The organism is Margalitia sp. FSL K6-0131 (assembly GCF_038008735.1).
Classification (GTDB): domain Bacteria; phylum Bacillota; class Bacilli; order Bacillales; family Bacillaceae_C; genus Margalitia; species Margalitia shackletonii.
Map to the genome: position 1 here is coordinate 2,024,251 of NZ_JBBOZS010000001.1, position 24,691 is coordinate 2,048,941.

Sequence of the window (24,691 nt, forward strand, 5' to 3'; positions counted from 1 at the left end):
GTCTTAAAACGAAATAACAAGCATTTCTTGTTGTTCTAACTTTCTTGGCCGATGCTTTCCAAAATGTCAACATAATGCAAATTAATCTTTGTGTGTGCTATAATGTCATAAGCAAAGGCTTTTTTCTTGGGCTTTGTTATTTTTCATATAAAGCCTATTATATTGCACATTCATATTGGGATGAATATTTTATAGATGAAAAGACGCCTTAAAAATAAACTGTTTTAAGATTTTTATATTTATTCTAATGCAACGTAGCTAAGATACTTTTACCACATGAATCGAGGAGTACAAATGGGGAATAATGGCATATTAATAGTTCGATTTCTTATTTTTGTGATCGGATTACTTATTATGGCGTTTGGGTTGGATCTGATGATTGTAGCACATTTTGGGGCAACACCATGGGATGTTTTGCATGTGGGACTATTTCAGCATTTTGGTTTGTCCATTGGCACATGGTCGATTATAATCGGCTTTTTTGTTTTAGGAATATCTGCTATATTCATGCACCAATGGCCAAAGCTAGGTGCTTACTTAAATATGCTTTTAGTTGGAATTTTCATGGATATATTATTACACTTGCCTTTTATGATTACACCTGGATTCATTATTTGGAAAATCCTCATGTTTGTAGCAGGAGTAATTATTAATGGGATTGGAATGGGAGTCTATATCTCTGCCCAGTTAGGTGCGGGTCCAAGAGACAGCTTCATGCTTGTCATTACTAAATTAACAGGTTGGAAAATATCACATGTAAGACGTTTGATGGAAGTGCTAGTTTTACTAATTGGTTGGTTATTAGGCGGCCCGATTTTTTGGGGAACGATTATTTTTTGCGTTACCATAGGAACTATCGTTGGAATTGCGTTGCCGAAATGTCAATTTTTGACGGATGCCATTTTAGAAAGGCTGCGAAATAAAAAATGGAATAAAGATATAGATAGAGGTGCTAGTGTATGAAAATATCTACAAAAGGTCGATACGGATTAACTATTATGATTGAATTGGCAAAAAGATACGGGGAGGGTCCCATATCTTTAAAGACAATTGCACAGATTAATGATTTATCAGAGCATTATTTGGAACAATTAATTTCACCACTGCGAAATGCAGGGTTGGTGAAAAGTATAAGAGGTGCTTATGGAGGGTATATCTTAGCTGATGAACCATCTAAAATAACTGCAGGTGATATCATTAGAGTTTTAGAAGGCCCTATTAGCCCTGTTGAAGGAATTGAAGAGGAAGAACCGGTCAAGCGTAGTTTATGGATCCGGATTCGTGATGCTGTTAAGGATGTGCTTGATAACACAACGATAGAAGATTTAGCAAACTACAAAGATGAGGGAGAAACGGATTCTTACATGTTTTATATATAAATTCATAGGCAAAATATTTGAGGTGACAGTAATGGAACGTATATATTTAGATCACGCAGCTACTTCAGCAGTCCATCCGAAAGTAGTGGAAAAAATGATGGGGGTACTTACCGATTCTTTCGGAAATCCTTCCAGTATCCATTCATTTGGTCGAGAGGCAAGACACCTCCTGGATGAAGCAAGAACATTGATTGCGAGTAGTATTGGTGCACATTTTAATGAAATTATTTTTACCAGCGGCGGAACAGAAGCGGACAACTTTGCCATTATCGGAACGGCGGAAGCAAGAAAAGAACAAGGAAAACATATTATTACTACTAAAATTGAGCACCATGCCGTTCTTCATGCTTGCCAGTATTTAGAGAAAAAAGGATTTGAAGTAACGTATTTAGACGTTGACCAAGACGGCAGAGTAAATCTTGAAGATGTGAAGAGCGCCCTTCGTGACGATACTATACTTGTAACTATCATGTATGGAAACAATGAAGTAGGGAGTATCCAACCAATCGAGGAAATTGGTGAAATTCTAAAAGACCATATTGCTTATTTTCATACGGATGCTGTCCAGGCATATGGTGTTGTCAAATTAAATGTTGAGGATCTAAAAGTTGATATGCTGTCTGTTTCGGCCCATAAAATTAATGGACCAAAAGGAATTGGATTTCTATACATTCGGAATGGGATAAAAATCGTCCCTCGTTCCCATGGTGGCGAGCAGGAGTTAAAAAGACGGGCGGGCACTGAAAATATCAGCTCGATTGCAGGATTTGCTGAGGCAGTGAAAATTGCACAAGAAACAATGGAAGAAAAGCAGGCATTGTACAAAAAATATAAAGAAACTTTTATGGAAATATTGACAAAAAATCAGGTGGAGTTTTCGTTAAATAGTACAATTGAAAAATCACTCCCACATGTTTTAAATATAAGCTTTCCTGGTACGGACGTAGAATCGTTGTTAGTGAATTTAGATATAGCCGGTATAGCGGCGTCAAGTGGGTCTGCTTGTACAGCTGGCTCCATAGAACCGTCACATGTATTAGTGGCAATGTATGGGAAGGATTCAGAACAACTCAGAAATTCAATTCGTTTCAGCTTCGGCATCACTAATACGATGGAAGAGATAAAAGAGGCTGCAGAAAAAGTTTCTGGTATTGTACGTCGTTTCCAGGCAGACTAGAAAGAAGGATCGAAAAATGAATAAATCACCAAAGGATACAAGAGTGGTTGTTGGGATGTCAGGTGGAGTAGATTCATCTGTTGCCGCATTGCTCTTAAAAGAACAAGGTTATGATGTGATCGGGATATTCATGAAAAATTGGGATGATACCGATGAGTTTGGCGTCTGCACAGCAACAGAAGATTATAATGATGTCATTAGAGTATGCAATCAAATCGGAATCCCTTATTATGCTGTTAATTTTGAAAAACAATATTGGGATAAAGTATTCACTTATTTCTTAGATGAATACAAAGCAGGAAGAACACCAAATCCAGATGTAATGTGTAATAAAGAAATCAAATTTAAAGCTTTTCTTGAACATGCCATGAATCTTGGTGCGGACTATTTAGCGACAGGCCACTATGCACAAGTAGCATTTCAAGATGGCGAATATAAAATGCTGAGAGGTTTAGACGAAAATAAGGATCAAACGTATTTCCTAAACCAATTGAATCAACATCAATTAGAAAAAGTAATGTTCCCTATTGGAAATATTAATAAAAAACGAGTGCGTGAAATAGCTGCTGAAGCAGGGCTCGCTACTGCAACGAAGAAAGACAGTACAGGAATTTGCTTTATTGGAGAAAGAAACTTTAAAGAATTTTTAAGCAACTATTTACCTGCTCAAAAAGGGAAAATGAAGACTTTAGATGGAAAAGTAATGGGTACACATGATGGATTAATGTACTATACTATTGGACAAAGACATGGACTTGGAATTGGAGGCTCAGGTGATCCTTGGTTTGTAGTCGGCAAGGATTTAAAGGAAAATGTTCTTTTCGTGGAACAAGGATTTGATCATGAGTCATTGTATTCCGATTCGATTACTGCGGTTGACGTAAGCTGGGTATCTGATCATAAAAAGCCGGAAACCTTTGAATGTACCGCTAAATTCCGTTATCGTCAACCGGACCATAAGGTAACGGTTCATCTATTGCCTAATGATGAGGTAAAGGTTGTTTTTGATGAACCAGTTCGTGCTGTTACCCCTGGACAAGCAGTCGTATTTTATGACGGTGAGGAATGTCTCGGCGGTGGAACAATCGATAAAATTTATAAAAAAGAACAACAATTGCTATATGTAGGTTAGGTCTTTGTGCCTGATTCGTGAGAAAAAAGTGGAGATTCGCGAGAAAACTTCCGAATCCTCATTTGTAAAAAATGGCCGCTGTACTCTTATTGAGTTTGGCGGCCATTTTTTAAACTTTCGTGTTATAATTTGGATATAAACTGTATACGTGCGGAGTGTGAAAGATGGATAAGAATAAACAAGGTATTGAAAGCTTACAAGCGGGAAAATATGAGGATGCAATTAAATTTTTTAGTGAAGCGATTGAAGAGAATCCGAAAGATCCAGTGGCATATATTAATTTTGGAAATGTCCTAACGGCTGTGGGAGAAAATGATCGTGCTATAAACTTTTATCAAAAAGCCATTGAGCTGGATGAAAAAGCATCAGCTGCTTATTATTGTTTAGGAAATTTGTACTTTAATCTAAATCAATTCTCGGAGGCAGCGGGGCAATTTGAAAAGGCAATCAAATATGGTCTTCAAACAAATGATGTTTATTATATGCTTGGCATGTGTTTTATTAACCTTGAAAATGTACGCCTTGCTATTCCATATTTACAAAGAAGTGTTGAATTAAATGAAGACGATGTGGAAGCTCGCTTTCAATATGGACTTGCTTTAGCCAAGTGTGAAATCTACGATGAGGCAACGAAACAATTTGAAAAGGTTGTCGCAAGTGACCCGAACCATGCGGATGCCTATTATAATTTAGGGGTTGCCTATTTAGGAATTTATGATAAGCCAAATCAAGCATTGGATTATTTCACAAAAGCATTAGAAATTCAACCTGATCATATGCTTGCAGGTTACGGTTTGAAAATGATAGAAAAAATGAAAGACCCGCATTAAGGGGGATTTTACTTGGAACGGCAAAATTCAATGAATTTATTTGAAGATGAGGAGAAGTTCATAAAAGGCAGACATCTGGTGACCATTTTTCATAACGAGCAAAACCTGTATTCAGTCATTCGCATCAAGGTGGATGAAACAAATGAGGATAGTGCTGATAAAGAAGCTATTATCACCGGATATTTCCCTAAAATGCATGAACAAGAAACATATATTTTCTACGGTGCTTTTCAAGAGCATCCGAAATTTGGTCTTCAATATAATGCAAAGCACTTTAAAAAAGAAATTCCACATACAAAACAGGGAATTGTCGGATATCTTTCCAGTGAGCTTTTTAACGGAATTGGCAAAAAAACAGCAGAGCGTATCGTGGATGAACTAGGTGAAAATGCTATAACAAAAATATTAGAACAACCATCATTACTCGATAAAGTGCCTAAGCTTCCCCCCGAAAAAGCAAAACTGCTTTATGATAAATTAATGGAGCACCAAGGCTTGGAACAGGTAATGATTGGACTTAATCAATACGGCTTTGGCCCGCAAATCTCCATGAAAATTTATCAGGTATATAAGGAGCAGACTTTAGAAATTATTCGGCAAAATCCATACCGATTAGTGGAGGATATTGAAGGAGTTGGTTTTGGGAGAGCAGATGAGCTTGGAAAAGCACTTGGAATTACTGGCAATCATCCTGACCGAATTAAAGCCGGTATTAAATACACGGTAGAAATAGAATGTCTGCAAAATGGAAATGTTTATGTTGATGCAGAAGAATTATTGCCTAAAGTGAAAAAACTGCTTGAATATCATCAAGCTTGTGAAATTGAATTTACAGAAATCTCAACGGAATTGATTAAAATGGAGGAAGAAAGCAAATTAGTAATTGATCAGAAAAGAATTTATCTTCCTTCCCTTTATTTCTCCGAAAAAGGGATTGTTACAAACATCCAACGAATTTTAGCGCAGGAAGAATATAAGGATCAATTTCCGGAATCTGAATTTCTGCTGGCCCTTGGAAAATTAGAAGAACGCATTAATGTGCAATATGCTCCATCACAAAAAGAGGCTATTCAAACAGCATTAATGTCGCCAATGATGATTTTGACAGGAGGACCTGGCACAGGAAAAACGACAGTAATTAAAGGAATCGTCGAGCTATACTCAGAATTGCACGGATGTTCTTTAAATCCTAAGGACTATAGTAAGGATAATCCATTCCCTATCCTTTTAGCAGCACCAACTGGAAGAGCAGCCAAGCGAATGTCAGAATCCACGGGGCTTCCTGCAATGACCATCCATCGCCTGTTAGGGATGACAGGGCAAGAGGGGATGGATGTTGACGATGATCGAAAAGTAGATGGTAAATTCCTTATAATAGATGAAATGTCGATGGTAGATACATGGCTCGCCCATCAATTGTTAAAGGCACTGCCAGACCATATTCAAGTAATATTTGTTGGTGACGAAGATCAGCTTCCGTCTGTCGGACCAGGGGTTGTACTTAAAGACCTATTGCGTTCTGAAGTAATTCCTACCGTAAGATTGACGGATATATATAGACAAGCAGACGGTTCATCCATTATTGAATTAGCACACGAAATCAAAAACGGACGAATGCCGCAGAACCTTTCGAAGCAGTATAATGATCGCTCCTTCATAAGATGTACTACACAACAAATCCCAGAAGTAGTGGAAAAAGTTGTTTTAAGTGCAAAAAGAAAAGGATATTTAGCGAAGGATATTCAAATTTTAGCACCGATGTATCGAGGACCTGCAGGAATTGATCGGCTAAATGAAATGCTTCAAGAAATTTTAAATCCTAATGAGAATAAAAATCGGAAAGAGCTTACTTTTGGGGATGTGAAATACCGAATCGGAGATAAGGTGCTTCAACTTGTTAATCAGCCGGAACAACATGTGTTTAACGGAGACATCGGAGAAATTATTTCTATTTTTTACGCGAAGGAAAATACAGAAAAACAAGACATGATTATTATTTCCTTTGATGGAACAGAGGTTACGTATACCAGACAGGATTTTAATCAATTTACTCATGCTTTTTGTTGTTCCATTCATAAATCGCAAGGCAGTGAATTTCCAATCGTTATTTTACCTGTTGTCAAAAGCTATTACCGGATGCTGCGCAGGAATTTATTATACACAGCGATTACAAGAAGTAAGCAATTTCTGATTTTATGCGGTGAAGAAGAAGCATTTCGTCTTGGAGTGGAACGGGAGGATGACGGGCAGAGAAAGACAACTCTGTATGAAAAATTACGTTTGCTCCATGATTATTCCACCCAAGACCCTTCACAAAAGTCTGATCAATTTATTTTAACGGAGGATACGCTTCTAACTATCGACCCAATGATTGGCATGGAAAACGTTACACCTTATGATTTTATGGTTTAAGTCGTAAAATATAAATGTTCGAAAAGGTAGGGGATGCTTTTTGCGAACATATTCTCTTCTGAAGAACATGTCGGTTTATGACTGTGATGGGAGCTGCGTCGGGGAAGTATGTGATATCTGTATAACGGATGAAGGAAAAGTAAAATCCTTGATTGTAAAAGGGAAAGGTTTTTTTCATAATCTGTACAGTGTACCAATGGATCAGGTTCAAGCATATGGGCCGCATGTTATTGTACTTCAGAAAGATGGGCAATTGAGGAAATACAAAGAGGCACATAATGAGTATTCCATGTGCCATTTCCAACCAATTGCACTTAAATTTATGATTTCAGGCAATGGTGAGGAGCTAGGATTATTAGAGGACGTATATTTTCAAGAGGAAGTGGGCACAATCATAGGATACGAGCTAACGGATGGCTTTTTTTCCGATATGTTGGAAGGTAAGCGATTTATTCATTCAGCTCATCCTCCGAAATTTGGGAAGGATGCCATCATCGTGACTGAAAAACCATTACGAGGTGGAGATATTACCTATGATGAAGTGCCCCAATTGCCAAAGTAAAGATCTTGGAAAAATTGGTATCAACCAATACTATTGCTGGAATTGCTTTATTGAATTATCTGTTAACAAAGAGATGATATATACCCATCAGGTGGAAGAAGATGGATCATTAAGTTCTTTAGATGATTTATTCGATGAGGATTCAAGAAAACTAAGCTAATGGAAAGGGTGCATAGTTTTGAACAAAACGATTGTTTCCTTGCTAGGCTTTGGAGCAGGTATTGCAGCTGCAGCTTATTCGCAGCGTCAAGGATTTAACGGAAAACAAATGCGAAAAATGACAAAACGCTTGCGAAAAGCGTTTAGATAACGGTTGAAGCTGTCTCAGTATGAGGCAGCTTTTTCTAATGGATAAATTCACTTCTTTTACAAATACTAGTAAAAGGAGTGATAGATGTGAAACTATCCAGTGGGAATTGGTTTTATAAACTTGGTATCATCTTACTGATTTTTATCATTTTATATGTATTATTATTGTTAAAACCTCTTTGGTCCTCGATACTGAAGGTCTTGTTCATGTCTCTAATTCCTTTTTTAATAGGGGGATTTATAACTTATCTGCTTCATCCAGTAGTGGAATGGCTTCATGATAAAGGAATGCATAGAGCTCTTGCTATTTCCATCATTTATATCATTTTTTTTGGAGGCATTTGTTACGGAATCTATTTAGGTGTACCATTATTAATTGAACAAATCAAGGATTTATCGGATCATTTACCAGAGTTTGCAAATCAATACCGCAATTGGATCCAACAAGTGCATGATTCCACTTCGAGGTGGCCAGATGGAATTCAAAATCAAATAGATAAGCGTATTGATCACTTTGAGTTATGGCTGAATCAATATTTGATAAAAGTAATGAATACGATAATGAAATTAGTGAATTTTATATTTGTACTTGCGATTATTCCGTTTATTTCTTTCTATTTTTTGAAGGATATTGAATCAGTTAAAAGATCAGCATGGTATATCACTCCTAGTAAATGGAGAAAACAGGCCGTTTCATTTTTGAAAGATGTTGACAAATCTATTGGTGGTTATATTCGTGGACAGTTATTGGTTTGTTTTTTTATTGGATCCATATCGACTATAGCTTTCTGGTTATTGGGGATTCATTACCCAGTATTATTAGGCTTGATTATTGGATTAACCAATATAATTCCTTATTTCGGACCGATTATTGGGGCGATTCCCGCGGCTATTATTGCTATGACCATTTCAACTAAACATTTAATTTATGTGGTTATCATCATGTTTGTTTTACAATTTCTTGAAGGGAATGTTCTGTCTCCCCTCATTGTTGGAAAATCCTTGCATTTGCATCCGCTTTTCATCATTTTAGCATTAATTGTAGGTGAGGAAATAGGCGGCATTCTTGGCTTAATTTTAGCAGTTCCTGTCTTAGCTATCATTAAAGTAGCGATTATTCATGCAAAATATCATTTTGTAACAAAATCATCACATGAATAATTGACAAATGGCCTGTAACTTTTTATAATTCGACTATATATACTATTTATATGTAAAAATCATTGAAAGATCGAGTATGTTATAGTCCATCTAAGAAGAGAGGAATTTCCGAGGCTGAGAGAAATTCCAGATGAAGGATAACAGAAGGCTAATCTGGAGTGCAGCTAAAATACTGCCGTCTTGCCACGTTACAGGCACCCAAGAGTTAGATTGTCTTTTTGATTGTCTAAAATCAGGGTGGTACCGCGAGTAAATCTCTCGTCCCTGCATACCAGGGATGGGGGATTTTTTTATTTTTTAAGGAGGTATTAATATGAAAAAACTAACAGGTGCTCAAATTCGTCAAATGTTTTTAGACTTTTTTCAAGAAAAAGGTCATAAGGTTGAGCCAAGTGCATCGCTTATTCCACATGAAGATCCTTCATTGCTTTGGATAAATAGTGGTGTCGCAACATTAAAGAAATATTTTGATGGTCGTGTGATTCCGGAAAATCCAAGAATCGTAAATGCACAAAAAGCGATTCGTACGAATGACATTGAAAATGTTGGAAAAACTGCTCGCCACCATACATTTTTCGAAATGATGGGGAATTTCTCTATTGGGGATTATTTTAAGGAAGAGGCTATTACCTGGGCTTGGGAGTTTTTAACCAGTCCTGAATGGATTGGCTTTGAGCCAGAAAAATTATCCGTAACGATTCATCCTGAGGATGATGAAGCATTTGAATTATGGAATAAAAAAATCGGTATACCGGAGGGAAGAATTATCCGTTTAGAGGAGAACTTCTGGGATATCGGCGAAGGACCAAGCGGACCAAATACAGAAATATTCTATGATCGCGGTCCTGAATATGGCGACGATGAAAATGATCCAGAATTATATCCAGGTGGAGAAAATGAAAGGTATTTAGAGGTTTGGAATCTTGTGTTTTCTCAATTTAATCATAATCCAGACGGTACTTATACACCTCTCCCTAAGAAAAACATTGATACAGGTATGGGCTTAGAAAGAATGGCATCTGTTGTTCAGGATGTTCCTACTAATTTTGATACAGACCTCTTTATGCCGATTATCAAAGAAACTGAAAAAATTTCCGGAGAAACATATGGAAAAGATAAAACATTAGATACTGCTTTTAAGGTTATTGCTGATCACATTCGAACGGTTGCATTTGCTGTTAGTGATGGTGCGCTTCCTTCAAATGAAGGCCGTGGCTATGTTTTAAGACGTTTGCTTCGCAGAGCAGTGAGATATGCAAAAACCATCAATATCGGGGAACCATTTATGTATAAATTAGTTCCTGTAGTAGCAGAAATAATGGTTGATTATTACCCTCAAGTAAAGGAAAAAACGGAGTTTATTCAAAAAGTAATCAAAAATGAGGAAGAGCGTTTCCATGAAACACTGCATGAAGGTTTGTCTATTTTGTCTTCCGTTATGAAAAAAGCAAAAGATGAAGGCAAAGATACGATTTCGGGTGCGGATGTTTTCCGCTTATATGACACATATGGATTCCCAGTCGAGCTTACCGAAGAATATGCAGAAGAAGAAGGCATGAAGGTGGATCACGAAGGCTTTGAAGCGGAAATGGAAAATCAAAGAGAGCGTGCTCGTAAAGCTCGTCAAGATGTTGGTTCCATGCAGGTTCAAGGCGGTATTTTAGGAGAAATTAAAGTCGATAGTGAATTCGTGGGTTATCAAACCTTAGAAACAAATGCTAAAGTAGTAGCAATTGTAAAAGACGGCGAACTAGTTACTGAAGCGAAATCCGGAGACGAAATCCAATTTATATTGGATCAAACCCCATTCTATGCAGAAAGTGGAGGTCAAGTAGCGGACGGAGGAACTTTAACAGCCGAAGGATTAAGCGTAATAGTCAAGGATGTTCAAAAAGCTCCAAACGGTCAGAATTTACATCGTGCTATTGTAGAACAAGGCAGCTTAACATTGGATCAAGAGGTTTTTGCAGAAGTAAATCGTATAAACCGAAATAAAATTATTAAGAATCACTCCGCAACCCATTTATTGCATCAGGCATTAAAGGATGTCCTTGGTACACATGTTAATCAGGCTGGATCTTTGGTAGAACCAAGCCGACTTCGCTTTGACTTTTCTCATTTCGGACAAATTACGCCAGATGAACTTGTAAAAATTGAGGAAATAGTCAATGAAAAAATCTGGGCAAGCCTGCCGGTAAACATTGACTTGAAAAACATCAATGAAGCAAAAGCAATGGGGGCTATGGCATTATTTGGCGAAAAGTATGGTGATATTGTTCGAGTAGTTTCGATGGGTGATTACAGCTTAGAACTTTGCGGTGGCTGCCATGTTCCGAATACATCCACAATTGGTATATTTAAAATTGTTTCGGAAAGCGGTATTGGTGCAGGAACACGACGAATCGAAGCGGTGACAGGTGAAGCAGCATACCATTTAATGAATGAGCAAATTCTACGATTGAATCAAGCTGCTGAAATACTCAAAACTAATTCAAAGGATATTTTAACTAGAATTGAAAATGTCCAAACGGAAATAAAAGAATTACAAAGAGAAAATGAATCTCTTTCAGCTAAGCTTTCCAATATTGAGGCTGGAAATCTTTCAGAATCAGCAATCGAAATAGATGGTATTAAGCTTATTGCAAGTAAAGTTCAAGCTCAGGATGCAAATAATCTGCGAAATATGGTCGATGAGTTGAAAGAAAAACTAGGTTCAGGTATTGTTGTACTTGGAACTGTGCAAGATGATAAAGTAAATATCATTGCAGGTGTCACAAAGGATTTAGTAGAAAAAGGATTTCATGCAGGTAAGCTAGTCAAAGAGGTTGCTGTACGCTGTGGCGGCGGTGGCGGCGGTCGTCCAGATTTAGCACAAGCTGGTGGAAAAGATCCTGAAAAACTCGATTCTGCACTTCAATATGTGGAAGAATGGATAAAATCCATTTGAATCGTATAAAAAGTGGTGTACAATGGAAATAAAGTTTGAATAAGGATTTTGTTTAGAATGGCTCTTTTCTTAAACTTTGTTGCTTATGTAAAAGAAAATCCTATAAACGTCTTCATTCGCCTTAAGAATAGGTATCCTTTTTAAGAAAAGATGCCCAGGGGCAAAGTCTAATTAGGATTTAAAACAAATTACGAAAAACACAAATTTATACGAGAATAGCCAAAGAAATAGACAAGCCTTAAAGTGAGGTGCTGTATAATGAGCTCTTTTGACAAAACCATGCGATTTAACTTTTCGGAGGAACCTTTTGAACATGATGTGAAGGAAGTGCTGTTGCAAGTATATGAGGCGCTTCAAGAAAAAGGGTATAATCCGATTAATCAAATTGTCGGTTACTTGCTTTCCGGAGATCCTGCATACATTCCAAGACATTATGATGCTAGAAACATTATTCGCAAGCTTGAACGAGATGAAATCATCGAAGAATTAGTTAAATCGTATTTAAAACAGCATCGTGAGGGATATTAATTGAGAATAATGGGTCTGGACGTTGGATCCAAAACAGTTGGTGTTGCAATAAGTGATGAACTGGGTTGGACAGCACAAGGCATTGAAACGATTTCCATTGATGAAGATAAAGGGAAATTTGGTTTCGAACGAGTAAAAGAACTGGCGGGCAAATACAAAATTGAAAAAATTGTTGTCGGTTTTCCGAAAAACATGAATAATACGGTAGGACCAAGAGGAGAAGCATCCTTGTCTTATGCAGAAAAATTAAAAGAACTTCTTGGTCTGCCTGTTATTATGTGGGATGAACGAATGAGTACGATGGCCGCTGAACGAGTTTTATTGGAAGCTGATGTTAGTAGGAAAAAACGGAAAAAAGTAATTGATAAAATGGCTGCAGTCATGATTTTGCAAGGGTTTCTTGACAGCCAATTATAATGAGGTGAAAAAATGGCACATGAACATGAAGAACATCAACATATTACAGTAGTAGATGAAAACGGAAATGAACAATTATTTGAAGTATTATTTACATTCGATTCTGAGGACTTTGGAAAATCATATGTCCTATATTATCCAGTAGGTGCTGAAGAAGACGATAACGAAGAAATTGAAATCCATGCTTCTTCTTATGTACAACACGAAGATGGTACAGAAGGAGATCTTCAACCAATTGAAACGGATGAAGAATGGGATATGATTGAAGAAATGTTGAATACATTTCTTGATGAAGAAGAGGAAGAATAATAAATAAATGGGAAGCCGACCTGGTATTATTGCTGGGTCGGTTTTTTCATGACTTTTTTCAGCAAAAGATTTTGTTTTTCTGTCATTTTTATAAAATAAATCGAATTTGCCGAAATATGTAGTATAATGTACAGGAAAAATAACTATTAGGAATGGTTATGAAATGTGGGAAAAATAATAAATAATAAATTATTCATACGCATCAATGGAATGCTTTAAATGTAAAGGAGTGCAAGTTATTTGACGGATAATCAGCATAATGGAAAATCTTCCAATGATTCGATGCAAAAGCTATTAGCTCGACAATCGGAAGCAAAAACGATTAGAAAGATTGTAGGGATCATCAGTCTTTCTATTATTATCATCATTGGGTGCCTAGTATTGGCGGGTTATTTATATGTTCAATCTGCTTTAAAACCCGCCAATCCCAAAAATCATCAATTAAAAAAAGTTGAGATACCGATTGGCTCCAGTGTTTCATCCATTGGAAGCCTTTTAGAGGATAAAGGCATTATAAAAAATGGCTTTATTTTTAAATATTATGTAAAGTTTAATAATGAAACAGGATTCCAAGCTGGTACATACGGGTTATCTCCCTCTATGACCTTAGATCAAATCATTAAATACTTAAAGACAGGGAAGGTAGCTAAGAACGCAGAAGTAAAAATAACAGTACCGGAAGGAATACAATTAACGGAAATTGCGACAATCATTGCCAAAAATACTCCGTATAAAAATGTTGAAATAATGAAGCATTTGGATGATAAAAAATTCGTAACGAAACTGATGAAACAATACCCGAAAATGTTATCGAAGGATATACTAACTCCAGAAGTGAAGCATCCATTAGAAGGATACTTATTTCCGGCCACTTATTATTTTTATGAAAAGAAGCCATCCCTTGATTCCATCATCATGAAAATGTTGGATAAAACAAATATCGAAATTAAAAAGTATCAGGACGATTTGAGTAAGCAGAATTTAACCCCTCAAAAAATGCTGATAATGGCTTCATTAATTGAAGAGGAGGCGACAAGCAAGGCGGACAGGCATAAAATTTCAAGTGTGTTTTATAATCGCTTAAAGGTTGGAATGCCGCTGCAAACAGACCCAACTGTCCTTTATTCTTTAAATAAGCATAAGGATAGAGTTACTTATAAGGATTTAGAAGTAAATTCACCGTACAATACTTATAAAATTAAAGGGCTGCCGCCGAGCCCGATATCCAATGCAGGGGAATTATCGATTGAAGCTGCAATCCATCCTGCGAAAACCAATTATTTATATTTCTTGGCTGCTTCCAAAACAGGAAAAGTGTATTTCTCCGCTACTTTAGCAGAACATAATCAATTAAAGGCTAAATATATTACTAGCCAAAAATAAGAGACAAAAATTCGCTTTCCATTTGAAAATATGCTAATATAATAAACGGTTATTAAATGGGCGATATTCGTGCTTTAGTAGAAAGCTAAGTCACTTAGCTTTCTACTTTCTTTGTAATGGAGGCATAATATGCAAGATAGAATACATACCTATATTGAATCTTTAATTAAAAAGAGAGAGCCGATATTTGCAGAAATGGAGCAATATGCATTAGAACATGATGTTCCTATTATGGAACTTTCAGGAATTGAAGCATTGCTGCAAATGTTAAGAATCCAGGGTCCTGCAAAAATTCTTGAAATTGGAACTGCGATAGGTTATTCTGCAATGAGGATGGCAGATGCATTGCCTAATACAACTATTGTGACGATTGAGAGAGACACAGAGCGCTTTAATGAAGCAATTCATAATATTAGCCGTTCTGGTTTGGACCGACAAATTAAAGTTATCCATGCTGATGCATTAGAAATAAGTGACAAAATGAAGGATTATGGTCCATTCGATGCATTATTTATTGATGCAGCAAAGGGTCAGTATCTTAAATTTTTTGAAATGTACACACCATATCTATCTGAAAACGGAATTATATTTACGGATAATGTGTTATTTAAAGGCCTTGTTGTAGAAGAATATATTGAAAGTAAAAGAACAAGAAATTTAGTCAATAAAATAAAAAATTATAATGAATGGCTAATGAACCATAATGAGTACATTACATCGATTATTCCAGTCGGTGATGGACTTGCAATCAGCAAAAAGAGGTAAATTAGTAAATGAAATTTTAGTGGTTAGACAGATTGAAGGGAGTTCTATTTAGATGGTACGCAAGCCAGCAGTTATCGGGGTAGCAGGTGGCTCAGGATCGGGAAAAACAAGCGTAACAAACGCGATATATGATCAGTTTAAAGGTCATTCCATTTTAGTTTTAGAACAAGACTATTATTATAAAGACCAAAGTCACTTGCCTTTTGAAGACCGATTGAAGACAAATTATGATCATCCACTTGCTTTTGATAACGACTTATTAATCGAACATATACAAAAACTGTTGAATTATGAATCCATTGAAAAACCAGTGTATGATTATACAAGGCATACACGTTCTGATAAAAAGATTCATGTGGAGGCAAAGGATGTCATCATTTTAGAAGGAATTTTAGTATTAGAAGATGAAAGATTGCGCAATTTAATGGATATAAAACTTTTTGTTGATACAGATGCTGATTTACGAATTATCAGGCGTCTGCTCCGAGACATTGAGGATCGCGGGAGAACAATGGACTCTGTTATTGATCAATATATAAATGTAGTAAGACCGATGCATAATCAATTTATCGAGCCGACAAAACGATATGCTGATGTCATCATTCCTGAAGGCGGGCAAAACGTCGTTGCCATTGATTTGGTAAATACTAAAATTCAAACAATTCTTGAACAAAAGTCATTTTTGTAATACGATTATTTATAAAATAATTATATACTCAGTTAGGCGCGACATTTCTAAAGGTCGCGCTATGATGTATTATATTTAATTACTGATGGTGAATTGATGAAACACCATCTGGTGTGTAGAAATTTCCACCTTTATCAGAGATGTACTATTTAATCTCTAGATTTTTTCTACATAAAACAACAAATAGAATTAATAGGAGTGAAGGGATATGGCTACAGAAAAAGTATTTCCAATGACCCAAGCTGGAAAAGAAAAATTAGAACAAGAACTTGAATATTTGAAAACGGTTAAACGAAAAGAAGTTGTTGAACGTATAAAAATCGCTAGAAGTTTCGGTGACCTTTCCGAAAACTCAGAATACGATTCCGCAAAAGAAGAACAGGCTTTTGTTGAAGGTCGAATTACAACGTTAGAAAATATGATTCGTAACGCGAAGATTATTGAAGATGACGGAAGTAATTCAGATACTGTCACACTTGGGAAAACAGTAACCTTTATTGAATTACCTGATGGTGATGAAGAAACTTATTCCATTGTTGGTAGTGCGGAAGCGGATCCGTTTGAAGGGAAAATCTCCAATGATTCTCCAATTGCAAAAAGCTTATTAGGAAAAAAAGTAGACGAGGAAGTAACGGTCCAAACTCCAGGCGGAGAAATGAAGGTAAGAATCATTTCTGTAAAATAATGCTTAAATGAAAACATCGATGTTCACTTCATGTGAATATCGATGTTTTTTTGAATTTAGAATGTATAAGTTTTTTATCATATAAATTATCTAACAGTTAAGTTTCGGTCTAGCGCAAGCTTTCTTATGTATTTTAAACATCAAAACTGGCCAATAATGGTAGGGATAGCGGAAGTAATGAAATCGCTTATAAAGTTGGTGTTAAAATGCGGATTAAACGTTATTATTTTTTAGCAACACTTATCCTCCTAATGATTTCAACTTTAATTGCAAGACTTGTACAAATTCAATTATTAAATACAGAATCCTACTCAAATCATCATATTAATTTACTAAAAGAAAGTGTAGCTCAAAGAACACAGGAAATTGTTATTGATGATGGAAGAGGGCAGTTTCTTGACCGCTCCGGAAAGCCTTTAACTTATTTGGAAAAACCAGTTCTAATTTTATTTCCATTTTTAAAGAATTCAAAATGGAATGAAAGTAAATTAGCGGACATATTAAATATTCCTATCAACCGTTTGCAAACAGAAATCGAAAACGCAAAAGAACCTTTTGTTTTTGGAGGAAAAGAACCCTATATCTTAAATGAGGAACAAATGAAATCAATCAATAACTTGAAAATTCCCGGTGTCTTTGCTGTTAATAAACGATCACCAAATAATAACAATTCAGCTGCACAGCTCATTGGAATCGTAGGAGAACAGGCAGAAACCTTTTTAAAAAGATATCCTGATAAAAAGGGAATGCAAAACGTAAAAATAGGGATAACAGGCTTGCAAAAGCAATTCGATGAGTTCTTGTTGCCGGAAGGCGAGTCAAAGCTTATTTATCATGTTGATGCATTGGGTGAGCCGCTTTTTGGGGTTGATGTTAAGTATTCTGGATCTGGAAATCCTTACTACCCAGTAAATGTCCAAACTACGATTGATAAAAATTTACAAGCGAAAATAGAACATTTGGTGGACAAATATTACATTAAAAAAGGCGGAGTTATTCTTTTGGATATAAAGAATAATTCAGTTCTAGCAAGTGTATCGAGACCCGCTATGGACCCAAGCCATCCGTTTGCAAATGATGCTGCAACAAACATGATGACAACTGCTCACATTCCAGGGTCCGTTTTTAAGGCGGTTACAGCTGCTGCTACCATTGAGAATGATGCTGTGCGCGATGATGAGCTATTTCATTGCAGTGAAAATATGTACGGGAAACCTGATAAACGCAAGCTAGGTGAATTAAATTTTGATGAAAGCTTTTCACAAAGTTGTAATCGCACCTTTGGTGATTTAGCAAAAAGGCTTAAAGATAAAAACCCTAGTCTTTTAGAAGAATACGCAAAAAGATTAGGTTTAACTGGCCAAATTAGCTGGCATGGCGATGTATACCATCTTGAAGACTTTCATCAGCTGCAAGAGGATAAAGGTAGGGTATTTGCCGATTCAGAGAGTAAAAAGGATGGTAATTTAGTTGCACAAACAGGAATTGGCCAACAAGAAGTAAGAGTAACTCCATTAGGCGTTGCAAATATGATGGCAACGATAGCAAGAGGTGGCCAAAAAGAGATGGTCAGGGCAGTTTCTGCATTGAAATATAGGGATGGAACTACTCTTGTTCACTTTCCGCAAAAGAAATTGGAAGGTGAAATTATATCAAGAGTAACTGCTTTAAAGCTTCAGAAAATGTTAAGGCATGTTGTTACAAGCGAAAATGGTACTGGTAGATGGTTCGGAAATCTTCCTTATGAAGTTGCAGGTAAATCCGGTACTGCTGAAACCGGAATATTTAAAGGGGATCAACAGCTTCATAATAAATGGTTTGCAGGATATTTTCCTTTTCAGCAACCGAAGTATTCATTAGTGACGGTTAATTTAGGTGTTCCAGAAAATGAGGGGGGTGTCAATTCTCTTTTTGCAGATATAGTAAGTTTATTATATGAGGAAGATCATAAGTAAACCTTCATAGGTAGAATGGGGGAGCAAGCATCTTTCGTGTGATATAACCTTTTCTCAATGTTAAACTCATGTTATGATAATGTCATTGAAGGCTCTTTTCTATAACTTTGTTGTTTTTCTAATCGTAAATCTCATAAATTTTTTTATTCCTTTAGAATGGGTAGTCCTTGTTAAGAAAAGATGCCCCGAAGCTATGCCTTATGAGAAGTTTATCTAAGCACGAAAGCAACAATTTATACGAAAACAGCCTCTTTGGAAAAGGGAGGGTTGAAAGATGGCAAATGATTATAATCATCCAAACCGATCTCGCTCATTACAAAGAGCAAAACGCCGAAAAACAAATATCATTTTAAATTCATTAATTGTCATCGTAATATTGTTAATCGTCATTGTGGCGTGTACGATTTTTTTAGGCGGTGGAAAAAATGACAATAAAAACACTGCACCTGCAAATACGACACATACACAAGACAAAACAAAAAATACATCGAAAAATGAAAAAGATAATCAAAATAATGGCAATAACGACAACAGTACAGGTACAGTCAACGATAACAATGACCAGTCAGGAAATGCAACCGATGATAATCAATCGGATAATTCTTCTACTAATGAAAATGGCGATACCAGTTTAAATAATTCCGATGTTGTTGCAAATGAAGGCAATGACGGAAATGTGAAAAAAACATATGTTAATCCTAACTGGAAACCTGTTGGGACAAGTCAAACAGGAGGACATCAGTATTCATCTGATTCCAATTCTACTGATTGGAAGGAAAAAGAAAAAGCATTATCTTATGCAACTGGAATACCAACTGATCAAATAACAATCTGGTATATGTCACGTAGTGGTTCTGACTCTTCGGTGATCGGAACAATTACTTCTAAGAAAAACAAAAAAGCTTATCGTGTATATCTTGAATGGGTAGATGGCCAAGGCTGGAAACCTTCTAAAGTGGAAGAATTAGAACATAATGATAGGCAATAAGAAAAAAGGATATTAATTCTCTGAATTAATATCCTTTTTTTAGCTTAAAATGAACTACTGCAGAATAAAATCTTCTTCCGGATCCATCCACATGCATTTGATGAGAAACAGAGGCAACTTCAAGCATAATGGCTTTATTTTGATCAATTTTTTCATTTATTTGCTTTTCTATCGTATCCAAATTAGTTCCTTCAAAAAATTCAATTTTATCTTCTATCATATCTAATTGAAAGTTCATACTAATCCCTCCAAAGATATTTTAGCTTTCCTAAAGAAACGATTCAAGGATTCACAGTATGTTTTCCCCTCTATTTGTTTTATAATAATGAAAGTATTGATTTTTGATAAGAAAGAGGTAATGAAATGAAAGCAGCTATAATTGGAGCAATGGAAGAAGAAGTAGCATTATTAAGGGAGAATATTGAGAACCCTAAGCTTCAAACGATTGCGGGATATGAATTTATTTCCGGTACAATGAAAGATAAGGATGTTGTCCTTCTTCGATCAGGAATTGGGAAGGTAAATGCCGCAATGTCTACTTCGATTCTCTTACAGGAATATCAACCAAATGTCGTGATCAATACAGGGTCTGCCGGTGGATTTGATCCTAATCTTCATGTAGGAGATATTGTGATTTCCAGCGAAGTTCGTCATCATGATGTAGATGTTACAGCTTTTGGATATGAGTATGGACAAGTTCCGCAAATGCCCCCTGCTTTTATTGCAGACGAAAAATTGATAAAAATTGCAGAGGATTGTGCAAATAGAATAAATGATATTCAAGTCGTAAAAGGACTTATTGCTACAGGAGATTCCTTTATGAGCGACCCCGCAAGAGTAGAATCTATTCGTCATAAATTTCAAGACTTGCAAGCGGTAGAAATGGAAGCCGCTGCTATTGCGCAGGTTGCCTATCAATTTAACATACCTTTTGTCATAATCCGTGCATTATCTGATATTGCAGGACAAGAATCAAATATTTCATTTGACCAATTCCTTGAAAAAGCTGCCCTGCATTCGGCAAACATGGTAATGGATATTGTTTCAAAACTTTAAGAAGAAATTGTAAGATGTCTGGAAAAGTGCCTTTTTACACCATTTTTCCACTCATCCCTTTATTTACATACAATTTCCCTTACTATTCTATGTTAAAGTAGAGATATAGATTCATAGGGAAAGTAAGGTGTGTAAATGTGAATAAAGAAAAAAATTTATTTGAAAAGATGAATGATTTTAAAAGATTTGGTTTTACTTTATTGGCATTAACAGCCTTTTTATATTTAGGTGCGGTCATGCCGATAGCTGGAAAAACATTAGTGAAAACTTATTCGTTAATAGGTGGAACCTTAGTACTGATCATTCTTTCTGCTTTATGCTTTTTATACTCAAATAAATGTCGAAATATATTGTTGGAATCGGAAGAGGGACAAGAATATCTGCAAAAAAAATAACGTTGTCAAAACGTTATTTTTTTTGTCTAAAATGCTTGAAACATGAAGACGCTTTTATTTTTTTCATATAATAGTTTCTTCTTGACATACTAATAGAAGAGTATGTTATTATATATTTCGTTAACTTAATTCGCATGCGAAATATTTGGATAAGAACGAACTGGGTGAGGAGGGGGGAAATGAAGCTTCTTAATAATGAAGTCATCGAATCATTTACAAAAATAAATAAAGCTATTTATAGACTTTTAAAAAAAGATGCTGAATCGATAGGGGTCACAGATGTTCAGTTAAAGACATTATATAAAATCCAAAATCATCCCAACATTGGATTGAGAGAATTAGCTGAAAATATGCGGCTCACGAATAGTACTGTAAGTGGTGTAATTGACCGACTGGTGAATCAAAAACTGGTCGATAGGGTAACATCTTCACATGACCGTAGAGCTGTAACTTTGCAACTTACCCCAGAAGGTGAAGAGAAAATTACTAAGTTGTTTGAATCTGATTCTATTTTGATTGAAAAGTTAAATCAAATTCAACAATTTCCGCAGGATGAGATTCAAAAATTACTTCAATTACATGAGCGGATTTTAGAAACATTGACTATTAAGGAGGAATAATTCATCTATGAATGCAAGACGTATGATTTTAATTAATGTGATCTTACTCATTATCCTTGTCGGAGGAGGATTTACAGGTTACTACTTCTATAATAAATCTGTTACCTATTTATCGACAGATAATGCACAAATTGCTGGTCAGCAAGTATCTATTGCATCACCTGCAGCAGGTAAATTAGTAAGTTGGGGTGGAAAAGTTGGAGACACCTTTAATAAAGGCGATAAAATGGGTTCCGTTGATGTTGTAAGTGATAAAGGTGTTACAAAAGTAGATATTACTGCTCCTGCAGACGGAACTGTTGTTCAATCTACAGCTGTGAAAAATACTTATGTTGGTGCAGGAGTTCCAATTGCCCAAAGCTATGACTTATCCAATTTATGGGTAACAGCAAATATTAAGGAAACAAATATAAATGATGTGAAAATTGGCCAAGATGTCGACATCTATGTAGATGCATATCCAAATACGACTTTAAGCGGTAAAGTTCAAAGCATCGGTTTAGCAACAGCAGGCACTTTTTCTTTACTACCAAGCAATAATGCGACAGGTAACTATACAAAAGAGGTGCAAGTCATTCCTGTAAAAGTTTCTATTGAAAATTATGGTGGTCTTGATTTAGTTCCTGGTATGAATGTGACTGTGCGAATTCATAAGTAGGTGATATCATGACAATATATATCGCTAGTTATGTTCTTATATCGGTTATACTTCTTCTTATAATCAATTTTGCATTAAGGAGAGGGAAAAATAACCGTAAAAATTTAAAAGATACGGTACCTTCGAATCTGGAGACTGGAAAAGAAGATGTACATGTAAGGTCAGTAGAAACAGATGATCAGGAAATAAAACAAGAAATAAAAAAAGAAGCGGCAGAAGAGCCTTTAATCGTTCATCATGAGGAAAAGACAGATTCAATTGAAGAACATCCTACACCTGATTTGGAAAAGGATGAAACAGTCGAAGATGACGCGACTGTTGCTGATAATTTAATCCGTGAAACTCTAAAGGACTCTGCTATTACGGAGCCTGCCTTAGAATATGTGAATGAAGAAGCAGGCAAAACAGAGGAGCCAAAGGAAAAAACAAAGAAAGCAACAGGTCCTAATATTTCACCTGATATTTCAAAACATCGTGGAAAAATCATTGCTGCGATGATGCTCGGAGCCTTCGTTGCGATATTAAACCAAACTTTGTTAAATGTGGCATTGCCTCATATAATGAATGATTTAGGGATTACAACGAGTACAGTGCAATGGCTGTCAACAGGATACATGTTAACAAATGGTATCTTTATTCCGATTACTGCTTTCTTAATTGCAAGACTGGGGACAAGAAAATTGTTCATTTCCGCAATCTTTGCATTTACGATTGGATCTGTCATTTGTTCCGTTTCAGCAAACTTTTCGATGCTGATGGTCGGAAGGGTTGTTCAAGCGGCGGGTGCAGGGGTAATAATGCCGTTATTAATGACCGTGTTTATGACAATCTTCCCACCTGAAAAACGTGGTGGTGCAATGGGATTAATGGGGGTTGCAATGATATTTGCTCCTGCCATCGGACCAACACTATCCGGATGGTTAATCGGTCATTTTTCTTGGAGATTATTATTTGATATCGTTATTCCATTTGGTATCTTGGACTTGATTTTAGCTATTATCTGGATGAAGGATGTAACAAAAATTACAAAACCAAAATTTGATACATGGGGATTCATTTTTTCAACCATTGGTTTTGGATTTTTGCTCTATGGATTTAGTGAAGCAGGTAATGACGGTTGGACGAGTGCAACCGTAATGATTTCCTTGATCGTTGGAATCATTTCGCTAATTGCATTTGTAATACGTGAATTTTCAACAGATTCTCCAATGCTCGATTTACATGTATTTAAATATGATATTTTTGCATTAACAACCGTTGTTAGTATGGTCGTTAATATGGCGATGTTTGCCGCGATGATATTACTTCCGGTTTATCTGCAAAACTTACGCGGTTTTACTGCATTACAATCAGGTTTAATGATGTTGCCTGGTGCGATTATAATGGGGATTATGTCTCCGATTTCAGGTAAGCTATTTGATAAGATGGGTGCAAGGCCACTGGCCATCATTGGGCTAATTATTACGGTAGTTACTACATGGGAATTTACGCGTTTAACAATGCAAACAACGTTGACACATATAATGATTCTCTATATTTTCCGTATGTTCGGAATGTCCTTTATCATGATGACAGTTATGACAGAAGGTATGAATCAATTGCCGCTTCGTCTTACTAGTCATGGGACAGCCGCATCCAATACGGCAAGAACGGTCGCAGGGAGTATCGGAACTGCCTTTCTTGTTACTGTAATGTCAACAAGATCCAGTTTTCATACTGCAAATTACTCAAATGTAATCACAAGTTCAAACCCTTATATTTCTGATAAGCTTTCACAGCTTGGTCAGGGGATTGCACAAATGGCTGGATTGCCTGCGCAGGCTGGTCAAACTTTAGCGACATCCACTATATATGGAAAAGTTGTACAGCAATCAACAGTGGATGGAATTAATGATGCATTTGTAGTTGCAACCGGTATAGCGGCAGTTGCCTTGATTCTATCCTTCTTTATTAAACGATCTAGACCTGCAGAAATAAAAAAATAAATTTTTTTAGCCAAAGAGAGGAAACTTTCTTTGGCTTTTTGCATATAGTAGAGGGTCGGCTTTTTTTGGAGATAGATCCCCAGGCAATCAGACCTTTAATAGGACATATATATTTTTTAAAAACATTTTTAAAATTTATGTTTACTTTTGTATAGTAGTTGGTTATAATTACCTCTGTAAGCAAAATAATCTTAAGGAGGTCGTTTGAAAAATGAAAAAGTTATACGCTAATGTTTCTTCCTTAATTTCATATTATTCACATTCGACCTTGGATGGATTGAATTTGCTTTAAATTTATATAAGTAAATCCAGCCGTAGGAAGAATGTCTGTCTTCATGCGGCTTTTTTGC

General features: G+C 36.1%; 26 protein-coding genes and 1 other annotated feature. Of the genes, 25 read left to right on the forward strand and 1 reads right to left on the reverse strand.

Features of this window, described 5'->3' with window-relative positions:
• Positions 1 to 294 precede the first annotated feature (294 nt).
• The 20 genes from NSQ59_RS09760 to NSQ59_RS09855 all read left to right on the forward strand — a co-directional run bounded on the left by NSQ59_RS09760 (position 295) and on the right by NSQ59_RS09855 (position 19,627).
• Complete coding sequence (locus NSQ59_RS09760; RefSeq protein WP_152982365.1) at positions 295 to 963, forward strand: YczE/YyaS/YitT family protein; 669 nt, start codon at positions 295 to 297, stop codon at positions 961 to 963.
• On the forward strand, positions 960 to 1,379 hold the full coding sequence (gene cymR, locus NSQ59_RS09765) for a cysteine metabolism transcriptional regulator CymR (RefSeq protein WP_126648658.1): 420 nt from the start codon (positions 960 to 962) through the stop codon (positions 1,377 to 1,379). Before NSQ59_RS09760 ends, cymR begins: the two co-directional genes overlap by 4 nt.
• A gap of 31 nt (positions 1,380 to 1,410) precedes the next feature.
• Entirely contained in the window at positions 1,411 to 2,556 is a 1,146-nt protein-coding gene (locus NSQ59_RS09770; RefSeq protein ID WP_055739179.1) for a cysteine desulfurase family protein, read from the forward strand.
• A 16-nt stretch (positions 2,557 to 2,572) separates the two neighbouring features.
• On the forward strand, positions 2,573 to 3,688 hold the full coding sequence (gene mnmA, locus NSQ59_RS09775) for a tRNA 2-thiouridine(34) synthase MnmA (protein WP_126648660.1): 1,116 nt from the start codon (positions 2,573 to 2,575) through the stop codon (positions 3,686 to 3,688).
• A gap of 164 nt (positions 3,689 to 3,852) precedes the next feature.
• Positions 3,853 to 4,518, forward strand: a complete 666-nt coding sequence (locus NSQ59_RS09780; RefSeq protein ID WP_340830943.1) for a tetratricopeptide repeat protein — start codon at positions 3,853 to 3,855, stop codon at positions 4,516 to 4,518.
• Positions 4,519 to 4,530: 12 nt separating this feature from the next.
• Positions 4,531 to 6,930: an SF1B family DNA helicase RecD2 gene (gene recD2, locus NSQ59_RS09785; protein ID WP_055739182.1), complete on the forward strand. Its 2,400-nt coding sequence runs from the start codon at positions 4,531 to 4,533 to the stop codon at positions 6,928 to 6,930.
• Positions 6,931 to 6,970: 40 nt separating this feature from the next.
• A complete protein-coding gene (locus NSQ59_RS09790) occupies positions 6,971 to 7,492 on the forward strand; it encodes a PRC-barrel domain-containing protein (RefSeq protein WP_055739183.1) in 522 nt (173 codons plus the stop codon).
• Entirely contained in the window at positions 7,464 to 7,652 is a 189-nt protein-coding gene (locus NSQ59_RS09795; RefSeq protein ID WP_055739184.1) for a hypothetical protein, read from the forward strand. Before NSQ59_RS09790 ends, NSQ59_RS09795 begins: the two co-directional genes overlap by 29 nt.
• Before the next feature lie 18 nt (positions 7,653 to 7,670).
• Positions 7,671 to 7,802: a DUF3918 family protein gene (locus NSQ59_RS09800; RefSeq protein ID WP_126648663.1), complete on the forward strand. Its 132-nt coding sequence runs from the start codon at positions 7,671 to 7,673 to the stop codon at positions 7,800 to 7,802.
• An 86-nt stretch (positions 7,803 to 7,888) separates the two neighbouring features.
• Entirely contained in the window at positions 7,889 to 8,962 is a 1,074-nt protein-coding gene (locus tag NSQ59_RS09805; protein WP_340830948.1) for an AI-2E family transporter, read from the forward strand.
• Between the two features lie 53 nt (positions 8,963 to 9,015).
• Positions 9,016 to 9,231, forward strand: a binding site (T-box leader).
• A 44-nt stretch (positions 9,232 to 9,275) separates the two neighbouring features.
• The gene (gene alaS, locus NSQ59_RS09810) at positions 9,276 to 11,909 is read left to right on the forward strand and encodes an alanine--tRNA ligase (protein ID WP_340830950.1); all 2,634 of its coding nucleotides are present in this window, start codon (positions 9,276 to 9,278) and stop codon (positions 11,907 to 11,909) included.
• Positions 11,910 to 12,167: 258 nt separating this feature from the next.
• Positions 12,168 to 12,437 carry an IreB family regulatory phosphoprotein gene (locus tag NSQ59_RS09815; protein ID WP_055739186.1) on the forward strand — a complete coding sequence of 90 codons (270 nt, stop codon included), beginning with the start codon at positions 12,168 to 12,170 and terminating at the stop codon, positions 12,435 to 12,437.
• The gene (gene ruvX, locus NSQ59_RS09820) at positions 12,438 to 12,854 is read left to right on the forward strand and encodes a Holliday junction resolvase RuvX (RefSeq protein WP_340830952.1); all 417 of its coding nucleotides are present in this window, start codon (positions 12,438 to 12,440) and stop codon (positions 12,852 to 12,854) included.
• 12 nt (positions 12,855 to 12,866) lie between these two features.
• Entirely contained in the window at positions 12,867 to 13,163 is a 297-nt protein-coding gene (locus NSQ59_RS09825) for a DUF1292 domain-containing protein (RefSeq protein WP_055739188.1), read from the forward strand.
• Positions 13,164 to 13,403: 240 nt separating this feature from the next.
• Positions 13,404 to 14,546 carry an endolytic transglycosylase MltG gene (gene mltG / locus NSQ59_RS09830; RefSeq protein WP_340830955.1) on the forward strand — a complete coding sequence of 381 codons (1,143 nt, stop codon included), beginning with the start codon at positions 13,404 to 13,406 and terminating at the stop codon, positions 14,544 to 14,546.
• 129 nt (positions 14,547 to 14,675) lie between these two features.
• The gene (locus NSQ59_RS09835; protein ID WP_126648665.1) at positions 14,676 to 15,311 is read left to right on the forward strand and encodes an O-methyltransferase; all 636 of its coding nucleotides are present in this window, start codon (positions 14,676 to 14,678) and stop codon (positions 15,309 to 15,311) included.
• A 52-nt stretch (positions 15,312 to 15,363) separates the two neighbouring features.
• Positions 15,364 to 15,999 (forward strand): uridine kinase, encoded by a 636-nt coding sequence (udk, locus tag NSQ59_RS09840; RefSeq protein WP_055739190.1) that lies wholly within the window; start codon positions 15,364 to 15,366, stop codon positions 15,997 to 15,999.
• A 208-nt stretch (positions 16,000 to 16,207) separates the two neighbouring features.
• On the forward strand, positions 16,208 to 16,684 hold the full coding sequence (greA, locus tag NSQ59_RS09845) for a transcription elongation factor GreA (protein ID WP_055739191.1): 477 nt from the start codon (positions 16,208 to 16,210) through the stop codon (positions 16,682 to 16,684).
• A gap of 206 nt (positions 16,685 to 16,890) precedes the next feature.
• Positions 16,891 to 18,639 (forward strand): peptidoglycan D,D-transpeptidase FtsI family protein, encoded by a 1,749-nt coding sequence (locus NSQ59_RS09850; RefSeq protein WP_340830959.1) that lies wholly within the window; start codon positions 16,891 to 16,893, stop codon positions 18,637 to 18,639.
• A 274-nt stretch (positions 18,640 to 18,913) separates the two neighbouring features.
• Positions 18,914 to 19,627, forward strand: a complete 714-nt coding sequence (locus NSQ59_RS09855) for a YrrS family protein (RefSeq protein WP_055739193.1) — start codon at positions 18,914 to 18,916, stop codon at positions 19,625 to 19,627.
• Between the two features lie 25 nt (positions 19,628 to 19,652).
• Here NSQ59_RS09855 and NSQ59_RS09860 read toward each other — a convergent pair whose 3' ends face one another.
• Positions 19,653 to 19,865 (reverse strand): YrzA family protein, encoded by a 213-nt coding sequence (locus NSQ59_RS09860; protein WP_055739194.1) that lies wholly within the window; start codon positions 19,863 to 19,865, stop codon positions 19,653 to 19,655.
• A 125-nt stretch (positions 19,866 to 19,990) separates the two neighbouring features.
• On the opposite strand from NSQ59_RS09860, the gene mtnN reads away from it, so the two are divergent.
• The 5 genes from mtnN (at position 19,991) to NSQ59_RS09885 (ending at position 24,341) form a co-directional block, all read left to right on the forward strand.
• Entirely contained in the window at positions 19,991 to 20,683 is a 693-nt protein-coding gene (gene mtnN / locus NSQ59_RS09865) for a 5'-methylthioadenosine/S-adenosylhomocysteine nucleosidase (RefSeq protein WP_340830963.1), read from the forward strand.
• A 137-nt stretch (positions 20,684 to 20,820) separates the two neighbouring features.
• Positions 20,821 to 21,078 carry a YrhC family protein gene (locus tag NSQ59_RS09870; protein WP_055739196.1) on the forward strand — a complete coding sequence of 86 codons (258 nt, stop codon included), beginning with the start codon at positions 20,821 to 20,823 and terminating at the stop codon, positions 21,076 to 21,078.
• 179 nt (positions 21,079 to 21,257) lie between these two features.
• Positions 21,258 to 21,698, forward strand: coding sequence for a MarR family winged helix-turn-helix transcriptional regulator (locus NSQ59_RS09875; protein ID WP_055739197.1), 441 nt, complete (start codon positions 21,258 to 21,260; stop codon positions 21,696 to 21,698).
• A 7-nt stretch (positions 21,699 to 21,705) separates the two neighbouring features.
• Positions 21,706 to 22,356 (forward strand): efflux RND transporter periplasmic adaptor subunit, encoded by a 651-nt coding sequence (locus NSQ59_RS09880; RefSeq protein ID WP_055739198.1) that lies wholly within the window; start codon positions 21,706 to 21,708, stop codon positions 22,354 to 22,356.
• An 8-nt stretch (positions 22,357 to 22,364) separates the two neighbouring features.
• Positions 22,365 to 24,341 (forward strand): DHA2 family efflux MFS transporter permease subunit, encoded by a 1,977-nt coding sequence (locus NSQ59_RS09885; RefSeq protein ID WP_055739199.1) that lies wholly within the window; start codon positions 22,365 to 22,367, stop codon positions 24,339 to 24,341.
• The last annotated feature ends 350 nt before the right edge of the window (positions 24,342 to 24,691 follow it).

Excerpts from the sequence above, each read along its gene's own strand:
- NSQ59_RS09880 (WP_055739198.1), top strand. The coding sequence starts at position 21,706 with ATGAATGCAAGACGTATGATTTTAATTAATGTGATCTTACTCATTATC.
- NSQ59_RS09850 (WP_340830959.1), top strand. The coding sequence starts at position 16,891 with ATGCGGATTAAACGTTATTATTTTTTAGCAACACTTATCCTCCTAATG.
- NSQ59_RS09815 (WP_055739186.1), top strand. The coding sequence starts at position 12,168 with ATGAGCTCTTTTGACAAAACCATGCGATTTAACTTTTCGGAGGAACCT.
- NSQ59_RS09860 (WP_055739194.1), bottom strand. The coding sequence starts at position 19,865 with ATGAACTTTCAATTAGATATGATAGAAGATAAAATTGAATTTTTTGAA.
- NSQ59_RS09760 (WP_152982365.1), top strand. The coding sequence starts at position 295 with ATGGGGAATAATGGCATATTAATAGTTCGATTTCTTATTTTTGTGATC.
- NSQ59_RS09885 (WP_055739199.1), top strand. The coding sequence starts at position 22,365 with ATGACAATATATATCGCTAGTTATGTTCTTATATCGGTTATACTTCTT.
- mnmA (WP_126648660.1), top strand. The coding sequence starts at position 2,573 with ATGAATAAATCACCAAAGGATACAAGAGTGGTTGTTGGGATGTCAGGT.
- NSQ59_RS09855 (WP_055739193.1), top strand. The coding sequence starts at position 18,914 with ATGGCAAATGATTATAATCATCCAAACCGATCTCGCTCATTACAAAGA.
- NSQ59_RS09780 (WP_340830943.1), top strand. The coding sequence starts at position 3,853 with ATGGATAAGAATAAACAAGGTATTGAAAGCTTACAAGCGGGAAAATAT.
- NSQ59_RS09875 (WP_055739197.1), top strand. The coding sequence starts at position 21,258 with ATGAAGCTTCTTAATAATGAAGTCATCGAATCATTTACAAAAATAAAT.
- NSQ59_RS09835 (WP_126648665.1), top strand. The coding sequence starts at position 14,676 with ATGCAAGATAGAATACATACCTATATTGAATCTTTAATTAAAAAGAGA.
- alaS (WP_340830950.1), top strand. The coding sequence starts at position 9,276 with ATGAAAAAACTAACAGGTGCTCAAATTCGTCAAATGTTTTTAGACTTT.
- udk (WP_055739190.1), top strand. The coding sequence starts at position 15,364 with ATGGTACGCAAGCCAGCAGTTATCGGGGTAGCAGGTGGCTCAGGATCG.
- greA (WP_055739191.1), top strand. The coding sequence starts at position 16,208 with ATGGCTACAGAAAAAGTATTTCCAATGACCCAAGCTGGAAAAGAAAAA.
- cymR (WP_126648658.1), top strand. The coding sequence starts at position 960 with ATGAAAATATCTACAAAAGGTCGATACGGATTAACTATTATGATTGAA.
- NSQ59_RS09795 (WP_055739184.1), top strand. The coding sequence starts at position 7,464 with ATGATGAAGTGCCCCAATTGCCAAAGTAAAGATCTTGGAAAAATTGGT.
- NSQ59_RS09825 (WP_055739188.1), top strand. The coding sequence starts at position 12,867 with ATGGCACATGAACATGAAGAACATCAACATATTACAGTAGTAGATGAA.
- mtnN (WP_340830963.1), top strand. The coding sequence starts at position 19,991 with ATGAAAGCAGCTATAATTGGAGCAATGGAAGAAGAAGTAGCATTATTA.
- NSQ59_RS09770 (WP_055739179.1), top strand. The coding sequence starts at position 1,411 with ATGGAACGTATATATTTAGATCACGCAGCTACTTCAGCAGTCCATCCG.